Origin of the sequence: Hymenobacter sp. BRD67 (assembly GCF_013256425.1) — a bacterium.
In the GTDB taxonomy this organism is placed as follows: Bacteria; Bacteroidota; Bacteroidia; order Cytophagales; family Hymenobacteraceae; genus Hymenobacter.
The window spans coordinates 513,321-532,809 of the sequence record NZ_CP053904.1 but is presented as its reverse complement, the minus strand read 5'-3'; the positions used below and the strand labels follow the sequence as shown (position 1 = coordinate 532,809).

At 58.0% G+C, this 19,489-nt stretch carries 20 protein-coding genes and 3 pseudogenes; 6 read left to right on the top strand and 17 right to left on the bottom strand.

Annotation, left to right across the window (positions count from 1 at the left end; all coding sequences use genetic code 11):
• Positions 1-219: 219 nt before the first annotated feature.
• The 4 genes from GKZ67_RS24275 to GKZ67_RS02435 all read right to left on the bottom strand — a co-directional run bounded on the left by GKZ67_RS24275 (position 220) and on the right by GKZ67_RS02435 (position 3,638).
• A complete protein-coding gene (locus GKZ67_RS24275; RefSeq protein ID WP_317172290.1) occupies positions 220-864 on the bottom strand; it encodes a M28 family metallopeptidase in 645 nt (214 codons plus the stop codon).
• Positions 865-914: 50 nt separating this feature from the next.
• Positions 915-1,301 (bottom strand): hypothetical protein, encoded by a 387-nt coding sequence (locus GKZ67_RS24270; RefSeq protein WP_317172217.1) that lies wholly within the window; start codon positions 1,299-1,301, stop codon positions 915-917.
• On the bottom strand, positions 1,262-1,705 hold the full coding sequence (locus GKZ67_RS24265; RefSeq protein ID WP_317172216.1) for a hypothetical protein: 444 nt from the start codon (positions 1,703-1,705) through the stop codon (positions 1,262-1,264). Before GKZ67_RS24265 ends, GKZ67_RS24270 begins: the two co-directional genes overlap by 40 nt.
• Positions 1,706-1,844: 139 nt before the next feature.
• The gene (locus tag GKZ67_RS02435) at positions 1,845-3,638 is read right to left on the bottom strand and encodes a DUF885 domain-containing protein (RefSeq protein WP_173240994.1); all 1,794 of its coding nucleotides are present in this window, start codon (positions 3,636-3,638) and stop codon (positions 1,845-1,847) included.
• 166 nt (positions 3,639-3,804) lie between these two features.
• Here GKZ67_RS02435 and bshA point away from each other — a divergent pair.
• A pseudogene (gene bshA, locus GKZ67_RS02430) lies at positions 3,805-4,937 on the top strand (N-acetyl-alpha-D-glucosaminyl L-malate synthase BshA).
• A gap of 54 nt (positions 4,938-4,991) precedes the next feature.
• On the opposite strand, the gene GKZ67_RS02425 reads toward bshA, so the two are convergent.
• A complete protein-coding gene (locus tag GKZ67_RS02425) occupies positions 4,992-5,528 on the bottom strand; it encodes a hypothetical protein (protein ID WP_173240993.1) in 537 nt (178 codons plus the stop codon).
• A gap of 221 nt (positions 5,529-5,749) precedes the next feature.
• Between GKZ67_RS02425 and GKZ67_RS02420 the strand changes: the two genes are divergently transcribed.
• Both GKZ67_RS02420 and GKZ67_RS02415 read left to right on the top strand, forming a co-directional pair.
• The gene (locus GKZ67_RS02420) at positions 5,750-6,097 is read left to right on the top strand and encodes a HesB/IscA family protein (protein WP_173240992.1); all 348 of its coding nucleotides are present in this window, start codon (positions 5,750-5,752) and stop codon (positions 6,095-6,097) included.
• A 69-nt stretch (positions 6,098-6,166) separates the two neighbouring features.
• Positions 6,167-6,355, top strand: coding sequence for a hypothetical protein (locus GKZ67_RS02415; protein WP_173240991.1), 189 nt, complete (start codon positions 6,167-6,169; stop codon positions 6,353-6,355).
• 76 nt (positions 6,356-6,431) lie between these two features.
• Here the strand turns inward: GKZ67_RS02415 and GKZ67_RS02410 are convergent, their stop codons facing one another.
• Entirely contained in the window at positions 6,432-6,644 is a 213-nt protein-coding gene (locus GKZ67_RS02410; RefSeq protein WP_173240990.1) for a heavy-metal-associated domain-containing protein, read from the bottom strand.
• A gap of 288 nt (positions 6,645-6,932) precedes the next feature.
• On the opposite strand from GKZ67_RS02410, the pseudogene GKZ67_RS02405 reads away from it, so the two are divergent.
• Positions 6,933-9,211: pseudogene (locus GKZ67_RS02405) on the top strand (HAD-IC family P-type ATPase); the annotation flags it as partial.
• Between the two features lie 198 nt (positions 9,212-9,409).
• Here GKZ67_RS02405 and GKZ67_RS02400 read toward each other — a convergent pair.
• Positions 9,410-10,198 carry a phosphatase PAP2 family protein gene (locus GKZ67_RS02400; protein WP_173240989.1) on the bottom strand — a complete coding sequence of 263 codons (789 nt, stop codon included), beginning with the start codon at positions 10,196-10,198 and terminating at the stop codon, positions 9,410-9,412.
• A 166-nt stretch (positions 10,199-10,364) separates the two neighbouring features.
• Between GKZ67_RS02400 and GKZ67_RS02395 the strand changes: the two genes are divergently transcribed.
• Both GKZ67_RS02395 and GKZ67_RS22370 read left to right on the top strand, forming a co-directional pair.
• On the top strand, positions 10,365-10,874 hold the full coding sequence (locus GKZ67_RS02395; protein WP_217278669.1) for a hypothetical protein: 510 nt from the start codon (positions 10,365-10,367) through the stop codon (positions 10,872-10,874).
• Positions 10,875-10,932: 58 nt separating this feature from the next.
• Positions 10,933-11,124, top strand: coding sequence for a hypothetical protein (locus tag GKZ67_RS22370; RefSeq protein WP_217278668.1), 192 nt, complete (start codon positions 10,933-10,935; stop codon positions 11,122-11,124).
• Here GKZ67_RS22370 and GKZ67_RS02390 read toward each other — a convergent pair.
• The 10 genes and pseudogenes from GKZ67_RS02390 to GKZ67_RS02350 all read right to left on the bottom strand — a co-directional run bounded on the left by GKZ67_RS02390 (position 11,121) and on the right by GKZ67_RS02350 (position 19,013).
• A complete protein-coding gene (locus GKZ67_RS02390) occupies positions 11,121-12,020 on the bottom strand; it encodes a ChaN family lipoprotein (protein WP_254245015.1) in 900 nt (299 codons plus the stop codon). The genes GKZ67_RS22370 and GKZ67_RS02390 overlap by 4 nt on opposite strands.
• Positions 12,021-12,154: 134 nt before the next feature.
• Positions 12,155-12,997, bottom strand: a complete 843-nt coding sequence (locus GKZ67_RS22915) for an ABC transporter permease (protein WP_254245014.1) — start codon at positions 12,995-12,997, stop codon at positions 12,155-12,157.
• A 26-nt stretch (positions 12,998-13,023) separates the two neighbouring features.
• Positions 13,024-13,557: an ABC transporter permease gene (locus GKZ67_RS22910; RefSeq protein ID WP_254245013.1), complete on the bottom strand. Its 534-nt coding sequence runs from the start codon at positions 13,555-13,557 to the stop codon at positions 13,024-13,026.
• A gap of 118 nt (positions 13,558-13,675) precedes the next feature.
• Positions 13,676-14,626, bottom strand: a complete 951-nt coding sequence (locus GKZ67_RS02380) for an ABC transporter ATP-binding protein (protein ID WP_173240988.1) — start codon at positions 14,624-14,626, stop codon at positions 13,676-13,678.
• Positions 14,627-14,757: 131 nt separating this feature from the next.
• A complete protein-coding gene (locus GKZ67_RS02375) occupies positions 14,758-15,396 on the bottom strand; it encodes a hypothetical protein (protein WP_173240987.1) in 639 nt (212 codons plus the stop codon).
• A 12-nt stretch (positions 15,397-15,408) separates the two neighbouring features.
• The gene (locus tag GKZ67_RS02370; protein WP_173240986.1) at positions 15,409-15,924 is read right to left on the bottom strand and encodes an RNA polymerase sigma factor; all 516 of its coding nucleotides are present in this window, start codon (positions 15,922-15,924) and stop codon (positions 15,409-15,411) included.
• Between the two features lie 203 nt (positions 15,925-16,127).
• A pseudogene (gene dnaJ, locus GKZ67_RS02365) lies at positions 16,128-17,266 on the bottom strand (molecular chaperone DnaJ).
• Between the two features lie 71 nt (positions 17,267-17,337).
• On the bottom strand, positions 17,338-17,907 hold the full coding sequence (locus tag GKZ67_RS02360; protein ID WP_173240985.1) for a nucleotide exchange factor GrpE: 570 nt from the start codon (positions 17,905-17,907) through the stop codon (positions 17,338-17,340).
• Positions 17,908-18,061: 154 nt separating this feature from the next.
• Positions 18,062-18,670: a hypothetical protein gene (locus tag GKZ67_RS02355; RefSeq protein WP_173240984.1), complete on the bottom strand. Its 609-nt coding sequence runs from the start codon at positions 18,668-18,670 to the stop codon at positions 18,062-18,064.
• Positions 18,671-18,701: 31 nt separating this feature from the next.
• The gene (locus tag GKZ67_RS02350; RefSeq protein WP_173240983.1) at positions 18,702-19,013 is read right to left on the bottom strand and encodes a hypothetical protein; all 312 of its coding nucleotides are present in this window, start codon (positions 19,011-19,013) and stop codon (positions 18,702-18,704) included.
• Positions 19,014-19,489: the final 476 nt, after the last annotated feature.

Genomic DNA, 19,489 nt, shown 5'->3' with positions numbered 1-19,489 from the left:
ATGTAGCGACAATGAAGTCTACAAGCAGCTTTGGTTGGAAAAACCGCCTGAAGTAGCTACTAACGCAAAAAGCAGGTTTGCTGCTGCAAACTCAACCGCAAAAATAGACAAAACGCCCTGCTCGGTCGGTGGAAGCTATGAATTGCTACCTGAAAGACACAAGAAACGTCCCCCACCACTGGCGCTCGCCAGCGGTAGGGAACGTTCCGGCGCTATGGCCTAGCGCTCCAGCTTGAAGCCGGGGTCACGGGCGGGCGGCGCGGTACGGTTCGCCACGGCCCAGCCAGTGAGATACATCCAACGGGTCATGTTGGTGAGCTTGGGGTAGTCGATGCGCTTAGGCTCGTCGCGGGGCGTGTGGTAGTCCACGTGCAGCAGCGAGGTGTACATCACCGACGGAATACCTAGGCGAGCATACGGCAGGTGGTCGGACCGGAAATACCAGCCCTCGGGGTGGTCGGCGCGGTCCCAAAGCGTATCAAGCTTGAATTTCGGGCCGGCCTGATTGGCCGCCAGGGCCGTTTTCACGAGGTCGAGCGAGTTGCGGTGCGGGCGCTGGCGGCCGAGCAGCGCCGCGCTGTCGGGCGAGTTGCGGCCCATCATCTCGGCATTGAGCACCGCCACGATAGACGACTGCGGCACCGTGGGGTGCTCGGAGTAGTAGCGCGAGCCCAGCAAGCCGCGCTCCTCGGCCCCGTGGTACACAAACAGCGCCGTGCGCCGGCCCGGCTTTTGCTTAAAAGCCCGCATAATGGCCAGCAGCGCCGCGCAGCCGGTGGCATTGTCATCGGCGCCGTTGTAGATAGAGTCGCCGGCCACGGCCTCGCGCACGCCATCGTGGTCCTGGTGGGTGCTGAAGAGCACGTTCTGGCTTCTCAGCTGCGGGTCGGTACCCGGAATTTTGGCCACGATGTTCACCGAGGGGTAGGCAAAGCTTTCGAGCTGAAGATTGGCCACAAACTGCTGGCCGGGCTGCTGCGCCCAGCTGGCGGCGCTGGCCGGCAGCCAGATGGTAGGCGGGCCGCTGTTGACGCGCACGTTGGGGCCGCCGGGCAGGTCGTAGCGCCCGCGCTCGTAGGTATGGCCCAGTGGTCGAATACCGCCTGGGCGCGGGCATCACCCACAATCACCACGGCTACTGCACCGGCCTTCATTAGCTCGGCCGAGCGGTCGCGCATGGTGGCCATCTGGTAGCGCCGGAAGCTCAGGCCGGGCGTTACTTCGCCGCCAAACTGCATGGCGACGGCTTTGCCTTTTACATCTACTTTGGCCAGCTCGGCGGGGTGGCGTTGCCCACCCATACCATGGGGGCGTTTACGCTGGCATTTACCGGCGCAAACAGCAGGGCATCGTGGTTGACTTTCAGCGCGTGGCTACCAATGGTGAGCGTGCTGCTTTTGGTGATGCGGGTGCGCTGAATCTGGAAAAACTGAAAGTACGTGCCGTCGTCGCCGGCCGGCAGCGCGCCGGTGGCCCGAATCTGGTCTTCCAGCCAGGCCGAGGCTTTCAGCTCGTCGAGCGAGCCCGCCTCGCGGCCGCGGAAATGGTCGCCGCCCAGCGCAAACAGGTCGCGCTTGATATCAGACTCGCGAATGGCGCTTTCGGCATTGGCAGAAGCTGCGGTGGGCGCCGCTTTCTTCTGGGCCTGACTGGCCAGTGGCAAGGCCAGACTCAGGGCGGCTAACAGGAAGGTTTTATGGTTCATAAGCGCGGGGTTTCGCAGGGTTAAATGGATTTTCGCAAAGTCTGCTTCAAAAGTCGGAGGTTTTTTTACGTATGGCAGCAAGATTTTTTAGAAGAGCGCAAAATTTGCGAAACCTCTTTTAAACTTGCCAGACCTTGCGCTATTTCTGGCGGGAGGCCCAGGCGTCCATGCGCCGCTCCAACACGGCCAGCGGCATGGCCCCGTCGAGCAATAATTCATCGTGGAAAGCCTTGAGCGAGAATTTCGCGCCCAGCTGCTTTTCGTAGCGGGTGCGTAGCTCCCTGATTTTGAGCTGCCCTGTTTTATACGCCAATGCCTGGCCCGGCCAGGCCATGTAGCGCTCTATTTCGGCCGTCGCTCCCTGCTCAGTAGTGGCTTCGTTATCAAGCATATATTGAATAGCCTGCTCACGAGTCAGGCCCTTGGCGTGCATGCCTACGTCGACCACGAGCCGAATGGCGCGGTGCATCTCGGCGCTGAGCGCCCCTAGGTATTGATACGGGTCGGTGTACATACCCAGCTCTTTACCCAGGCTTTCGGTATAGAGCGCCCAGCCTTCGCTGAAAGCCGAGTAGAAGGCAAACCGCTGGAACTTGGGCAGGGCCGTGTTTTCCTGCTGCAACGACACCTGGTAGTGGTGGCCCGGAATGGCCTCGTGCAGGAACAGCGACTCCATGCCCGGCGTCTTAAACTTGGTGGCATCCAGAATCGGCACGTAAAAAATGCCCGGCCGCGAGCCATCGGCCGAGCCACGGGTGTAAGCGGCGCTGGCCGAAGCCGCGCGGAACGCTTCAGTCTGCCGAATCTCAAACGCCGTTTTGGGCGTGCGCCCAAACAAGCGGGGCAACCCGGGCTCTACCCGCGCCAGGATAGACCGAAAGCCGTTGAGCACGTCTTCAGGCGTTTGGTAGGGATGAAATTTCGGGTCGGTATTTACGTAGGCAAACAGCGCCTTCAGGTCGCCCTGAAAGCCCAGCTGCTGGCGTACCTGCTCCATCTCGGCCTTAATGCGGACCACTTCGGAGAGGCCGGTCTGATAAATCTCCTCCGGCGTACGGGTGGTCGTAGTCCAATAGCTGACGGCGTAGGTGTACATATCGGCCCCGCCTGGCACGGCTGCAATACCGGTGCTGGTGCGGGCCGCCGGCAGGTATTCATCTCTCAGAAAAGCTGCCAGCTTGCGGTAAGTTGGCACCAGCTCGCCGCGAATGGCTGCTGCATAAGCCGTAGTAAAGCGCTGCTTATCGGCGGCCGAAAAGGTGGCCGGCATCTGCTTGACAGGACCGTAGAACACACTTTGCTCGGGGTCGGCTACGGCCAGGGCTTCCAGCTGCGGTATCATTTTCTGCACCAGCACTTTGGGCAATACCACACCGCTGCGCATTCCCTGCCGAAAGTCGGCTATTGCCGTATCGCCCCACACCGTAAACTGCCGCACCCGGCTCAGCCAGTTGTCGTAGTCCTTCACGGTTTTAAAAGGCTGCGACCCGGTGCCCGCGCCCAGCTGCGCCAGCTCGATGGGCAGGCCGCTAAACTGCGTGAACGGCATCGTCCAGGTGGGCTGCGCAAGTCCCTTAAGCCGCGTCGTCATCTCGTACTGAAACACGTCGTAGCTGGTCTGGTCGGCGGCCGAGAGCCGGCTACGGTCGATGCGGGCCAGCTGGTCGCGGTAGCGCTCGTACAGCCGCTGCTGGCTGAGCCGGAAGGCGCGGGTACCGGAGTTGGGCAGCTGGTCGTTGAAGCGGTTATCGCCCTGGCTGGTCGCCTGTAGCGGGTAGAGCTTCGCCTGCTCTTCCCAATAATTGGTAAACAATGCCGCCAGCGGAGCCGACGTTTGGGTCCCCGGTGCCGTCGCTTTGCTGCGCGTGGGCTGCGCCAGCGCCGGAGCAGCCAGGCCAGCTACCAAGCAACTAGCGAGTAAAAAATGTTTCATTAGCAAATCACTAGTAAGATGTTGGCCCGAAGCTACGGAGTGGCTCCTGTTGCGCCGTGCGCGCCACCCAGCGCCGGGCTTACGTAAAGTCGCTACCAGCCGCCCAGGGTTGCGGCCAACATCTGGCGGGCTATCCGGTTAGCCCCTCGCTCCCTACTCTTACCCCATGAATATCGGCATTGTCTGTTACCCCACTTTTGGTGGCTCCGGCGTAGTTGCCACCGAGCTAGGCAAAGCCCTGGCCCAGCGTGGCCACCGCGTGCATTTTATCACCTACAGCCAGCCGGTCAGGCTCGATTTCTTCAACGAGAATCTTTTCTACCACGAGGTGTACGTGCCTACCTATCCGCTGTTCCAGTTTCCGCCCTACGAGTCGGCGCTAGCCAGTAAGATGGTTGATATCGTGCAAAACGAAAAGCTTGACGTACTGCACGTTCACTACGCCATTCCGCACGCTTCGGCCGCGTATTTAGCCAAGCAGATTCTGCGCTCGCGGGGCATTACCGTGCCCGTAGTCACGACACTGCACGGCACCGATATTACCCTCGTGGGCAAAGACGCCAGCTATGAGCCGGTGGTTACGTTCAGCATCAATGAGAGCGACGGCGTAACGGCCGTATCGGCCGATTTGCGCCGCGAAACCTACGAGTATTTCCCCGTCGAGCACAAGATTGAGGTTATCCCCAACTTCATCGACCTGCACCGCTTTCGCAAGCAGGAAAAAACCCATTTTCGCACCGCTATTGCCCCGAGGGCGAGAAGCTGCTCATTCATACCAGCAACTTCCGCACCGTGAAGCGGGTCGAAGACGTGCTGCGCATCTTCTGCGGCGTGCGCCAGCATATTCCGGCCAAGCTGCTGCTCGTGGGCGATGGTCCCGACCGCTCGCGCATGGAAAAACTGGCCCGCGACCTCGACTGCCAGCGCGACATCCGCTTCCTGGGCAAGCTTGAAGCGGTGGAGGAAGTCCTCAGCGTCAGCGACTTATTTCTAATGCCTTCCGAAAACGAAAGCTTTGGTCTGGCTGCCCTCGAAGCAATGGCCTGCGAGGTGCCCGTCATCAGCACCAACGCCGGCGGCATTCCCGAGCTGAATGTGCACAACGTAACCGGCATGCTTAGCAACATCGGCGATGTGGAAGACATGGTAAAAAACGCCCTCTACGTGCTCGAAGATGACAATTTGCCCCGCTTCAAAGCCGCCGCCCGCGCCCGTGCTGAGGAGTTTGCAGTGAGCAATATCGTGCCGCTGTATGAGCAATGCTACGAGCGCGCGGCCGTGCTGGCAGAAAGCCACTAAACGCTTCGTAAGCGCGCTCAGCAAAGCGCGCTAAGCCGCAGCCTTGCTGCCTCGCTAAAACAGCCCCGCTGCCTCGCGCTTTAGTACGGCCAGCGCCTGGGCAGTGGGGTCGGCCGCGTCGGTCATCAGGCTTTCCAGAATACGCTTGGCCAGCTCGGTGCCGCGCAGCTGCGCCGGATTGCTGAGCCCATGAAAGGCGCGGTTTATCATCGTCAGCACGTCTTCTTTGGCCTGCTTTACCTGGCTCCAGGCCTCGGGGCTCATGTAAAGCTGCTGCGAGAAATTATGCTCAAACTCGCTTCGGATTTCCTGTTGCAGCAGGCGATGGTACTCCACGGCGTTCTGCCCGGCGCTGCTAAGGCGCACCAGAATATTATTGGGTGAGATGCGCTCCAGCAGCAGCGTTACGCGCTCGTAGGCTTGCAGGCGCAGCGGCAGCGTGGTTTTGCTGCTATCGAGGCGCAGCTCAATGAGGCGGCGCTGCTGCTCCTTTTCCAGGTACTGGCGAAACAGAAAGAAAATGGCCCCCGCCACTATCAGCGCGGGCAAAATGGTTTTGAGCAGGTCAAAGAGATAGGTAGTGCTGTCCATAAAATACGGGGCGTGCCCACTGCCATAACGGCTTTTCTTGTACGCAATGAGTTAGTAGCCGGCGAGCGGGTCGCGGGCTGGCATCAGCCAAAGTTACCGCCCAACTAAGCCAAACCAACGCCGTGAACCGCAGCGCCGCCCGCGCTGTTTAGCTGCCAGGGCCACCCGATGGCCGCCGTATATTTGCTTTACTATTCCTTTCATTTAACCGCAGCAACGCCATGGCTACTGCCACTCTCGCGCCGCCCATCGGCCTCACGGCCCGCGCCCTCGTCGAAGTTAAAAATATCATCCAGGAAAAGAACGTTCCCGCCGACTATGGCCTGCGCATTGGAGTGCAGGGCGGGGGCTGCTCGGGCATGAGCTACCTGCTGGGCTTCGACAAGGCCAAGGACAACGACGAAATATATGACCTTGATGGCGTGCAGCTTATCATGGATAAAAAGCACGCCATGTACGTACTGGGCATGGAAGTTGACTTCCAGGATGGCCTCAATGCCCGCGGCTTTACCTTCAATAACCCCCAGGCTAAAAGCACCTGCGGCTGCGGCTCGTCGTTTTCAGCCTAAAAATAGTATCTTATTTCTATATTTAGGCCAAATCCCTGACTTTCCATCTACCTGCTCCAGCCTGCTGCCATGGACATCAAGTATTTATCCGACGCGAAAGGCACCATAACCGGCGTCTTTATTCCGATTGAGGAATGGCAGCGCCTGCAAAAGCAATACAACATCAACGAGGAGGTAGCAGCCGACTCGGGCAAGCAGCTGCGCCAAGAGCTGACCGGGGCGCTGCAGAAGCTAAAGCGCGACGATTCAGAAGATTAGACCTCGGTACGTGCAAACTAAAAAAGCCCGGTATAGCCGGGCTTTTTTTAGTATCGACAGGGTAGCCAGCTACCGACTAGCTGAGGGGTGAAATCTCGAAGCCCGCTTGCTCAACGGCCGCCAGAATCTGGGCAGTTGTAGCCTGAGCTGAGTTCACGGTCAATATTTTATCCGGATTAGCAGTATCGACCTGCCAGTTATTGGCCCCTACCTCGTGGTTGAGGGCCGGCGTTACCGCCTTGATGCAGCCGCCGCAGTTGATAGTGGTTTTGAAACGAAGCGTTGACATAAAAGCGCGATTAGACAGGAAGTGAAAAACCGATGTTTTCCGGGCGGAAAGCCAGTTGTTGCTACACTACAAAATTCGGGCTGGTATTGTGCTTTTTCAACATAAAATTCGGCCGGGAGCCTGCGTAATTATGCCTGGGCCAGCCGGAAGACGAGGGATACAGCGTCAAATTATGCAACTATAACTCCGGATTTCGTACCACAGTTGGCCCGGCTAGTGCGGTCATTTGCCTCTTCACCGGTTGCCTGGGCAGCCAAAACAACTTACCAGCTTATACGCTGGTCGCCAATGCCTTCTGTTATTTCTCCTGCTACCCAAACCACTACCCTCGACATTGAGGGCATGAGCTGCGCGGCCTGCGCCGCCGCCGTGGAAAAATCGCTGAGCCGTACTCCCGGCGTGCAAGCCGCACGGGTCAACTACGCCACCGAAAAGGCATCTGTCATCTACGCCCCCTCACAGGCCAGCCCCGCCGACCTGCGCGCCGCTGTTGAAAACGCCGGCTATGCCGTGGCAGCGCGGGCCCCCGCTACCAGCGCCGCCGACCGCCAGGCCGAAATCGACCGCCAGAAGGCGGCCGACTACCAGGTGCTCAAGCAGCGCTTTGGCGTAGCGGCGGCGCTCGCCCTAGGCATCATGGCCCTGAGCATGCGTATGCTGTGGCCAGCTCAGATGCATACGCTGAATACATATTCAATAAACTATATATTATTAGCGCTTACCTGCCCGGTACTGCTTTATGGCGGGCGCGAGTTTTACGTCTCGGCCTGGAAGAGCTTCCGGCACCGCTCAGCCACTATGGACACGCTGGTGGCGGTGGGCACCGGGGCGGCATTTTTGTACAGCGTGGCGGCTACCATCTTCCCCGGTTATTTTGAGCAGCACGGCGTGCCGCCCGAGGTGTATTATGATACTACGGCCACCATTATCGCCCTTATTCTGCTGGGCAAGTTGCTGGAGCTACGCGCCAAAACCCGCACTTCGGCCGCTATGCGCACCCTGCTGAGCCTGCAAGCCCGCACGGCCCGCCTGGTGCGCCCCGACGGCCAGGAAACGGACGTACCCATCGAAGCAGTGCTGCCCGGCGACCTGGTAGCCGTGCGGCCTGGCGAAAAAATAGCAACTGACGGAGTAGTCGAAACAGGCCGCTCGGCCGTAGATGAGGCCATGCTTACCGGCGAAAGCCTGCCCGTGGAAAAGCAGCCGGGCGATGCCGTATTTGGCGCTACGCTCAACAAGGCCGGGGCGTTTCGCTTCCGCGTGAGCAAGGTAGGAGCCGATACCCTGCTGGCGCAGATTGTGCGGCTCGTGGAAGATGCCCAGGGGAGCCGCGCGCCCATTCAGCGGCTGGCCGATAAGGTTAGCGCCGTTTTTGTGCCCACCGTGGCAGCTATCGCCATCCTCACGTTTGTGCTGTGGTTTGACTTATCGCCGGTGGCCACGCGGCTGCCGCTGGCCCTGGTCAGCTTCGTGGCGGTGCTTATCATTGCCTGTCCCTGCGCTCTGGGGCTGGCTACGCCCACGGCCATTATGGTGGGCACTGGTAAGGGGGCCGAGCACGGCGTGCTGTTTCGCAGCGCCGAAGCATTAGAAAAAACCTATAAAGCCGATACCATCCTGCTGGATAAAACCGGCACCATTACGCGCGGCGAGCCCGCCGTAACCGATTTTCGTACCGCCGCCGGCTATTCCGCCGCCGAGCTACTGCCCCTGATAGCTGCCGTGGAGCGACAGAGTGAGCATCCATTGGCCGAGGCAGTCGTTCGCTACGCCGCTGGCCGGCAGGCCGCTCCGGCACCTGTAGTCACGGAGTTTCGGGCCGTGCCGGGCCAGGGAGCCCTGGCCCGCGTGGCAAGCCAGGCAGTGGTTATTGGCAATCGCCAGCTGCTGGCCACTGAAGCTATCGTGCTGCCCGCTGAGCTGGCACAACAAGCCGAGGAGCTGCTGGCGCAGGCCAAAACTGTGCTATACGTAGCTGTGGGGGCCGGGCGGTAGCGCTTTTTGGCCTGGCCGATACCGTGCGCGATACGTCGGCCGCTGCCATTAGGCACTTGCAGCAGCTCGGGCTGGAGGTAATTATGATGACCGGCGACAATCCCCAGACCGCCGCCAGGGTAGCCGCTCAGGTGGGCATCCGGCGCTACGTGGCCGAGGTAATGCCAGTTGGTAAAGCCGCTTTGGTAAAGCAGCTGCAGGCCGAAGGTCGCACCGTGGCGATGGTTGGCGACGGCATCAACGATGCCCCGGCGCTGGCGCAGGCTGACAGTAGCCTGGCAATGGGTACAGGTACCGACGTAGCCATCGAAGCTGCTGGCATCACGCTCATGCGCAGCGACTTGCAGAGCGTAGTTACGGCCATCTCCTTGTCGCGCCAAACGATGCGTACCATCAGGCAGAATCTGTTTTTCGCCTTTATCTACAATCTGCTGGGCATTCCCGTCGCGGCAGGGCTGCTGTACCCGGTTTTCGGCGTCCGGCTTTCGCCCATGCTGGCGGCCGGAGCAATGGCACTCAGCTCGGTTTCGGTACTTACCAACTCGCTGCGGCTGCGGCGAGCTCGCTTCTAACGGCCTCACAAAATGGATACTACTGCCATTCTGGTAACGCTCGTCGGTCTGACCCTCACTGGCTTCGTGCTCTGGTATTTTCTCTTTTCGGCCCGCCCCGGCCGATCAGCCCGGCCTGCCGACCCAGGCAGTGTGCGACAGGGTGATGGCACTGCATAAGCAGTGGCTGCCTACCTGATTGTAAGCATAACGCAACGGCTACTGCTGCTGCGGATCCATGCCAGCCGGCGCATCATCGCGTGCTAATGCCTGCGCCGCCGCCCCGTGCCAGTATAGCCGGACCTCGCCCCAGGCGGCCCGCAGCTCGCGGTATTGGCGGGCAAATAGGCTGTGCAATCCACCCACCCAGCCTACCGAACCTACCCAGCCAGCCAGTACATCGGAGGGGTAGTGCACGCCCAAGTAGAGGCGCGACCAGCCCATAATCAGCGCCCAGAAGCAACCCAGCCCTATCGCCAGCCAGCGCACCTGCGTGCGCCAGAGCATAAAACCCAGCGCGGCCGATAGCGCGGCCGCAGCCATTGAGTGCCCACTGGGAAAGCTATAGGAGGTAAGGGGAGTTAACGATACCCAGAGGTCGGGCCGGGTACGGGCCACCAGGTATTTGGCAGCGATGTTGAGCACTTCGGCCCCGATTACGGCTAGGCTGAAAAAGCTAAACGCCCGGCGCTGGTGCGCCAGCCCCAGCCCCAGCAGTATGCTACCCGCCAGCACTGAGGCGCCGATTGGCCCGCCCAGCTGCGCTAGCAGAAGGGCCAGCTTATCCTGAGTATGGCTGCTGTGCGCGTGCAGAAACTCCAGGATAAAATGGTCGCCGGGCAGCCCTTCCCCTTCCCAAACCTCGCGGGCCAGCCGGATAAATACCAGCCACGGTAGCAGTACGCCCAGCACCAACCCCAGCACCAATGAGCGGAGCCGGGGCCAGAGCTGACGACCTACGGATAGAAAGCGGTAGAAAATCATGGCGGCGCGAATAAATGTCCGCATACGCGCCGGGCAGCGCCGATGTTGGCCTACATGCCGGAAAGCTGGCTTTGCTCAGATTGCATTCAGAATCAGTCACTATGCTTGCCTGCTTATCACCTTATTCGTATGAGCCCAGGCAGTTCCTGAAAGGGTGCTTTTGCCACCGAACGGCTGTTTCCTGCTATCCATGAAAAAAATACCTGAGGTCACCCTGCTGTTCTGGATAATGAAAATCTGCGCCACTACGCTCGGCGAAACGGGCGGCGACCTGCTGGCCCAGACCCTGAACGTAGGCTACGCTATCAGTTCGCTGCTATTTATCGGGTTCTTTCTGGTCACACTGCTGGGGCAGCTGGCCGCCAAACGCTACATTCCGGCGCTGTACTGGGCCGTGATTCTGGCTACCAGCACGGCCGGCACCACCATGTCTGACTACATGGACCGTACCCTCGGGCTCGGCTATGCCACCGGTACAGCTATTCTGATTACGATTCTGATAGTCGTGCTGGGCCTGTGGCGAATAACGGAGAAGTCGCTGTCGGTAAGTGACATCACCAGCCGCCGGGGCGAGCTCTTCTACTGGACGGCCATCCTGTTTTCCAATACGCTGGGCACGGCGCTGGGCGACTTCCTGGCCGACGACTCGGGCCTGGGCTTCGGGGCGGCGCCTTGCTTATCGTCAGCCTTATTGGCTTAGTATTCTGGCTCATTACTTTACCAAAATATCGTCGGTACTGCTCTTCTGGATTGCCTTCGTGCTCACGCGGCCCTTTGGGGCTACTTTTGGCGACCTGCTCACCAAGCCAGTAGAAAAGCATGGCCTGGGCTTTGGCACCAAAGGCTCTTCGCTGATTCTGCTCGCTATCCTGGTGGGATTAATTGTGTACACGACCATTCAGCACCGACGCCCCGCCGCGACCAGCACCGAGCCCGACCGCTTTAGTTAATACGTTTTGGTCATGTCTTCGGGCACTACCACTATGTAGTCGCCTACTGCTATATTGCCCTTATCCAGCTGCTGCAACTGGCTTTGTGTCACTACGCTTAGCGTTTTAATGCGCAATTCGGGCGCATACTGGCGCAGGTACGCTACAATGCCATCGTGGTGGTCAGAATGGTACGAGCCGTTGAGATGCAGCATCGTTTGGCCCGGTGCCAGGCTGCGCTGAATGAAGTAGGCCATCGTAGCGTCTTTTAGCGCCTGCGCCTGAATAATATTGGCGGCCCCACCGCCGTGGGCCTTGCTGTCGCCACCAAACATGGCAGCCATGTTCTTATAGCCCGGCAGCTCATAGTTAACCTGCAGGGGCAGCGGCGCGAGCAACGTGCGGTCGATTACAAGCAGCTTATCGAGGGCTTTGAGACTGCTTTGCGCCACGGCGTGGGCAAACGGCCGCGGAGCATTGGTACCAATAACGGGGATATGCTCGCCCTGTGCAAACTGCAGCAGCGGGCGATAATCGGTGGCGTAGTTGGGCCAGGGTCGGCTCTGGCGCTCAAAGGCCGAGTCGGACAGCGTGCCGGCGGCGTATTGCGTCACCAGCGGCTGCACATCGCGCTCAAACATTTCGAGGCCGAGCACCAGCTTGCCAGCACCTTTGGCTTTGGCTAAGTCTTTGGCTAGCTGCAATTCCAGCCAGTGCGCAATCGGGTCATTGTGCTGCTCGCCAAATAACACCACATCGGCCTGCGCCAATTGCGCGACCATCTGGTCATAGTCGGCTACCTGCCCCTGGCTGGTGAATAAGCGGTAGGCAGGGCGGTCGCCGGCTGGCGCGAAGGCCAGCAGTAACAGCAGTGGCAGCAGTAGTAAGCCGAGCCTAATTTTCTGGGAAAGCCTCATTGGAAAGTACACTTAAAAAGCACGTCATGCTGACCAAGGCGAAGCATCTTATCCGAATCGCTGAAGCACTAACCAACGAACCAGGCAAGATGCTTCGCGTCGGTCAGCATGACGTGCTTTTTAAGTAAGAATACCTATCCCTTGTAAAACATCCACTTCGACAACTCCTTATACGTCACTTTCTTGCCATACATCAGAATACCTACGCGGTAGATGCGGGCGGCTACCCATACCGTGCCAATAAAACCCAGAATGAGTAGCCCCACCGACAACGCCAGCTGCCACGTCGGCACTCCAAACGGTAGGCGGATGACCATCGCTACAGGGGAAGTGAAGGGTATCATCGACATCCAGAAGGCTACCGGCCCATCGGGATTACGCAGGATAACCGAAAAACCAACTATGTAGCTCAAAATCAGCGGCATAGTTATCGGAAACATAAACTGCTGGGTATCGGTCTGGTCGTCGACGGCTGCGCCAACTGCGCCAAATAAGGCACCGTACAGCAGGTAACCCCCCAGGAAATAAATGATAAAACCAACGACTATCGTCCCGATTGGAATATTCAGCTTATGCAACATATCAAACAAATTACCGACGGCTCCTGAGCGCTTTGCCGGATTCATCTGGTCGGCAGAGGCGGCGGCCCCGGTTGCAATAGCCGACGCGTCGGAGTTGGTTGCTACAGCGCTTTCCGGAGTAGCCGGGCCAGCGGGCGCAGCCGCCATCTCGGTTTTAGCGGGCTGGTCGTGGTCCATTAGCAAAGGCACTAGCACGCTGGTAGCGCCCCACGAGAGCAGCCCCCAGAGCAGAAACTGCGTGAGCCCGACCGCCGCCACGCCTACGATTTTGCCCATCATCAGGTCAAAGGGCTTCACCGACGATAGCATAACTTCCATTATTCGGCTCGACTTCTCCTCCCCTACTCCGCGCATAATCTGGACGCCGTACAGAAAGATAAAAAAGTAGATAAGCACGGCGAGCGCTGAAGCGATGCCCGTGGTTACCCCGAATTACTATCCTTCTCCTTACCAGACTCATCCACGCTCACCGAGTTGAGCGGCACTTTAGCCCGCAGTTGGTCGAGCTGGGTTTGAGTGAGGCCCGATTTCTGCATTTTCAGCTCGGCGAAGGCATTGGTGAGGGCAGTTTTCACCCGGTCCTCCTTGTTGAGACTGATATTGCCTTTACCAAAAAACTGCACCCCCTGCGGGTCGTTTTCGCTCAGCCCGGCGGGCAGGTATAGCAAGCCGGCGTGCTTTTGCTGCTGAAAGCGTTGCTTGGCCTCGGCCAGCGAGCCGCTCACGTTCTGAAACTTTAGCTGCGGCGTTGATACCAGCCTACTGGCAATGCCCAGGCCGCTATCGTCGCGCACATCCACAATTTCAGTGGTTTCGTCCGACTGCACAATTTTACCGATAAAGAGCCCGAAGCCGGCAATGAGCAGGGGCACGAGCAGCGTGAGCACGATAAAAGCGCGCTTACGAACCCGCGTAATGTATTCGCGCTGGGCGACAAGTAAAAATTTAGAATCCATAATGGGTTATCATCCTGAACGCAGTGAAAGACCTTATCACGCCCGCACTGCTGGGGTTAGTAAGCCTGATGAACGCCGCCGTGAGTAGATGCTTCGTTCCTCAGATGACGGATTAATTTCAGGCAGCTACCTGCAACGTTTCGGGCATGGTTTCGCGCACCCGTCGGATGAATATCTCGTTGATGCTCGGAATCTGCTCGCGGAAGGACTGCACCTGCACCTGGCCAATGAGAAAGCGCAGCAGGTCATTGGGCCGGGTACCGGCGTGCAGCTGAATGCGCGCGTAGAAGTGGTCATTCTCCCGCGTCTTTTGCTCTATCACCTCAAAATCGGGGTGTGCTACTACCAGCTGGCCCTGCCCCTCCACCTCGTAAGTATTGGTTTTGAATTGGTTGCGGATAGTGCCAACCGGGCCGTCAAGCACCTTGCGCGAACGGTTAATAAGCGCAATACTGTCGCACATTTCCTCTACCGATTCCATGCGGTGCGTCGAGAAGATAATGGCCGCCCCTTCCTCCTTCAGCCGGATAATCTCGTCCTTAATCAGGTTGGCGTTAATCGGGTCGAAGCCCGTGAATGGCTCGTCGAGAATAATCAGGCTGGGCTCGTGCAATACGGTCGCAATGAACTGCACCTTCTGCTGCATGCCTTTGCTAAGGTCTTCCACGTTCTTTTCAGCCCATTCTTTGATTTCAAAGCGCGTAAGCCATTTTTTAATGCGCTGCACGGCATCGGCGCGGCTCAGGCCCCGCAAACGAGCCAGGTAGAGCAGCTGCTCCCCCACTTTCATTTTCTTATAAAGCCCGCGCTCTTCGGGCAGGTAGCCAATCTGGCCGATGTGGCTGGGATTCAGCCGCTCTCCCCGAAACAGAATTTCGCCCGAGTCGGCCCCCGTTATCTGGGTGATGATGCGGATAAGTGAGGTTTTACCCGCGCCGTTGGGGCCGAGCAGCCCGAAGATGCTGCGCTCGGGCACCGACAGGCTCACGCCGTCGAGGGCAGTGTGCGCGGCGTAGTGCTTGCGAACGTCGCGCACTTCCAGAATGGGCTGGGAGTTGACTTGTTGCATAATGAAAAGTGGTGAAAGAAAGTGTGTGGAAGTAAATATAGCCACTGCCAGCATTGACGCCCCCGCAAATGCGTCAAGCGGTCAGGACCAGGCCCTAAGCGGTGAAAATCGGCGCTGAATGGGAAGGCTGGTTAGCCTGCGCTGGCTGGTGCCTGCTCATCCAACTCCCGCAGCTGGTTTTCGAGGCGGTCGAGGTGCCGGCCGTAGAGGCGCTGCAAAAACCAGCGCGTAGCATACACTACTCCAATCTGCACCACCACGCCTGTCACCAGTATCACACTGGCTACTAAGCCCAAGGCAGCCCAGTGCGGGCCGGCGGGCCGGCTCAGCTCCCGGCTAACCAGGTAGCCTAGTAGCGCCAGAAGTGTAACTGGCCCGGTATAAAACGTCAGACGGTAGTAGAGGTGCAGCAGCTGCCGCAGCGCTACGCACGCAAACTGCAAGTGCGTCCGCACGCTTAGGTCAGTTCGCATCGTCTGCTTTAGCAACTTGATTTGACGATAGTACAGGATTCCGGAAAGCACCAAAATGCTTCCCATCAGTACCGAATAGCCTGCCACCAGCCCCGAATCATGCTGCGCTATCAGCACCAGCAGACCTAGTAGAGCCAGCACAGGCACTATAGTTATTTCCAGCCACACGTTGCGACGCATCTGCTTCAGGAGGCTGCTCGATTGCCGGGTCTGGCTTTTCTGCAGCATCCGGGCTAATGGCTCAGCCGGCGGCTCGTCAGCTTTTCGCCAGTGATAGCGAAGGTCGTCAAGTTCCATGTTGCTAGTTGATTAACAATTTATTGGAGACATTAGCAGGCGGCGAAGACGCTCCTGCACGCGGTGCATTTTTACCCGCACGTTATTCTGCGTAATACCCAGAATGTCGGCCATCTCGTCATAAGGCCGGTCTTCCAGATAAAGCAGCACAAAAGCCTTGTCCACATCCGAAAGGCGGTCGATAGCGCGGTAGAGCGCCGCCGTTTCCTCCGGCTCGTAAGCATGGCCTTCACTAGGCTGGGCCAGGTGCCAGGCTTCGCCTTCCACATCCACCTGCGCCGGCCGGCGCGTACGCTGGCGCAGATTACTGATAGCCACGTTCAGCGCAATGCGGTAAAGCCAGGTGCTGAGCTTGGCGTCGGGTTGCGGCACGTAGCGCGGCCAGGCCCGCCACAGCTGCAGCACGATTTCCTGAAACAAGTCCTGCCGGTCGTCAGCATCCTGGCAATAGAGCCGGCACACCCGCCGCACCAGCGGCTGGTAGTCGTGCAGGGCAGCCAGAAAATCGGCAGACGGGGCAGCGCTCATGTTCGGGGTAGCGGTTTCGGAAAGGTATATCGCCGAAGGCAGCCAGGCATTACTGTCTGAACCGCGGATTTATCGGATTTATCGGATTTTGAGGTCGATGTCAATACATAATGCGCGCTAAACTAGAAAAGGCCACCCATTTGGGTGGCCTTTCTAACTGAATTTGCTCCGTCTACAAAATCCAATAAATCCGCAGTTCGGACTTATTGGAAATACTCCTTTACTTTCTCAAAGAAGCCTTTCTCGTTCTTGCCAGGGTGCGGCGTAAAGTTGTCCGAGTCGCGCAGCTTCTCCAGCAACTCGCGCTCCTGGTTGCTCACGCTCTTGGGCGTCCACACATTGAGGTGAATGAGCTGGTCGCCCCGGCCGTAGCCATTAAGGTCTTTGATGCCCTTGCCGCGCAGCCGCAGGATTTTGCCGGGCTGGGTGCCGGGGTCCACTTTGATTTTCACCTTGCCCTCAATGGTAGGCACCTCCAGGCTCGCGCCCAGCGCCGCATCCACGAACGAGATATATTGCTCAAACATGATATTGTTGCCATCGCGCTTGAGGAATTCGTGCGGCTCCTCCTCAATCTGAATAAGCAGGTCGCCGGGTACGCCACCGCGCTCGGGGAAGTTACCTTTCCCACTCATACTCAGCTGCATATCGTTGGCAACGCCGGCCGGAATGTTAATCGGAATCACTTCCTCGTTCAGCTGGCGGCCTTCGCCCTTGCACACGTCGCAGGTAGCCGAAATAGTTTTGCCTTCGCCATTGCAGGTAGGGCAAGTGCTGGCGCTCACCATCTGGCCGAGCATGGTATTGACCACGCGCTTGGTCTGGCCGCTGCCCTGGCAGGTGGCGCAGGTTTTCAGCTCGGTGCCGTTTTTGGCGCCGGTGCCGCTGCACGGCTGGCAGGCTACGTAGCGCTTCACCTTGATTTTCTTCTCCACGCCGTTGGCAATTTCCTCCAGGTCAAGCTTGAGCTTGATGCGCAGATTGGAGCCCTTCTTGACGCGCCGGCTCTGGCCGCGCCCGCCCCGAAAAAGCCCTCGAAGCCCCCGCCCCCGCCGAAAATGTCGCCGAACTGCGAGAAAATATCCTCCATGTTCTGGGCGTGGCCGCCTCCGCCGCCCAAGCCCTGGTGGCCAAACCGGTCGTAGCGCGCCCGCTTATCGGCGTCCGACAGCACTTCGTACGCCTCAGCAGCTTCCTTAAACTTGTCCTCGGCCGAAGGGTCGTCGGGGTTTTTATCAGGATGATATTTAATAGCCATCTTGCGGTAGGCCGACTTTATGACGTCGCCCTCCGCATTCTTGGCTATTCCTAATACTTCGTAATAATCGCGCTTGGTTGCCATTGCTGCTTAATGCATGTTGACCGCCAGGTTGCGCTTGTCGCAGCCTGACGGTCTTTTTGATAGTTCTCTTCCTATTGACCTAACACCACTTTGGCGTGGCGAATAACCTTATCGCCCAGATAATAGCCTTTTTCAATCTCGTCAACAATCTTGCCGCGCAAATCGTCGCTCGGTGCCGGAATTTGCGTGATGGCCTCGTGCAGCTCAGCGTCGAAGTCGCCGCCCTTCACATCCATTGCGGCCAAACCCTTCTGCTGCAAGGTTTTGCTAAGCTTATTATAGGTAATGTCGAGCGCATTTTGCAGCGCGGCCGGGTCTTGCGTGCCCTGCGTGTGCTGGCGAGCCCGGTCAAAATCGTCAAGCACGGGCAGCAGCGCCACCATCAGCTCCTGGTTGGCAGTTTTGAAGAGGTCGGTGCGCTCCTTAGCGGTGCGGCGCTTGTAGTTCTCAAACTCGGCCGCCAGGCGCAGGTACTTGTCTTTGAGGTCGGCCAGCTCAGTTTCGGCGCGGCTGGCTCCTTCCGAAGCCCCCGCTCCGGGGGTAGCACCCACGGCAGAAAAATCCTGCTCGCCGGCAGCGTGCTCGGCAGTAGTGTCATTCAGCGGCTGTTCGTCGGGATTCATATGTTTATCGTCGGTCATTTTCTGGAAAAAATGGCGGAATCGGCTAGTGAAAGGCTTTCCCATACGGGTACCGGGTCGGGCGCAAGGAGTTTGCCAAAGGTGAGGAGGCTGCCAAGTTGGCACAGATAGTAGATACGTACCGCCTTCTACCTATTAAGCCAAAAATACACAGCTAATCTACCACTAGGTCAAAGCTGCCTTCAGTCAGATGGGTAGGATTCTGTAGGTTGTTAACGCCAGCTACATCGAGCGCAAATGTGCCATTTATATGCCGGGTAGAAGGATTCCAATCGGTGATGACGACCTGTGCTGGCGCGCTGATTACCGGATACTGTTCGGCATGGTCAACCGGACTACCAGTGCTCGAATAAGTAGTAAGCTGATAATAAGACGCGGGGTAAGAAGTGGGGCTGGTTGGCAGAAGCGAATAAGTGCCTATACCGTGAAAGCTCACCAGTTCCAGCACCAGTGAATGGGTCAAATAGCCGTCCGGTTGGTTGTCAATATCACTGCCAAAGAGCTCCAAGTTGCCACCAGTCGGCCATTTCGCCCGCACCGCCCGTAAGTCGCCTAAAAAAGAGACAATAAGCTTGGCAAAATCCGTGGAATTATTGGCTACTACGGGCTGGTTATTGGCCCGGTACACCAGCGTAGCACTATTATTTACCGGCACAGCAGGTAACGATGGCTCCACGTCGTTGCTGGTCAGCTTGCAACCCAACAGTACCGAGGGGCCAGCCAGACACAGCCAATGCCAGCGGGGTTTGTTAAACAGTTTCATAAATATCCAGCAGTTTAATTATGGAGGTTTGCTAGCGAGCACTCTTGCCCTCTCTAGGCACGCCAAACTTGCCCAGCCAGCAGGTAAACATTCCGCAGTAAAGCGTTTTTTCCGGATTAAAATCAGCTTGAAACGCCAAGCCAAATCGTACGCCACTCCGGTGCGGCCGCATCAGTACACCAATTTCCACAGGTAACCCGAGTGCCTGATAGTTTCGGTAGGAATAATAGTAGGTTTTAGTACTCAATATCCCGCTTTGCGTCACCGCATAGCGATAGTCACCTAGCTGGCGGCCATTAAGATAGCTCAGCCCCGTCGCTCCATATAGCAGCGCATGGCCCAACGGTAGGCCATAACCACCCATCACGGCCACTTCTACTTGGCGTGAGCGAGTATAGAGCCTATCGAAAAAAGAAGAGCCAGGCCCAGAAGACGGCCCCCACCACCTGTATCGGGCCCGGCTCATCACCAGCCATCCCTGGCGCTCATAGCCAACATGAGCTTCTACGCCGTTGCCTATCCCAACGCCCCAAGAAGCGGAGGCAGTCGTCTGGGCCAAGCCAGCCAGGGGAAATAGTGTGAGTAAACTTATTTTTAGCATGGCAAAGTGAGTCTGCTAAGGCTGCAATGCCAGAAGCGGCAACCCAAAGGTCTTTAGACAATGCCATAATGTCAAAATATTAAGTTTATTGAGAAGACGCTACTTAGCAGATATACTTCTAAGATAGAATCTGATTATGAGCGGGTTGCATAATAAAATTCTGACTTTAGAAATAATTACCCTTCATGGAGCGCGCCCCAAATCATGCCCTTCAGCTT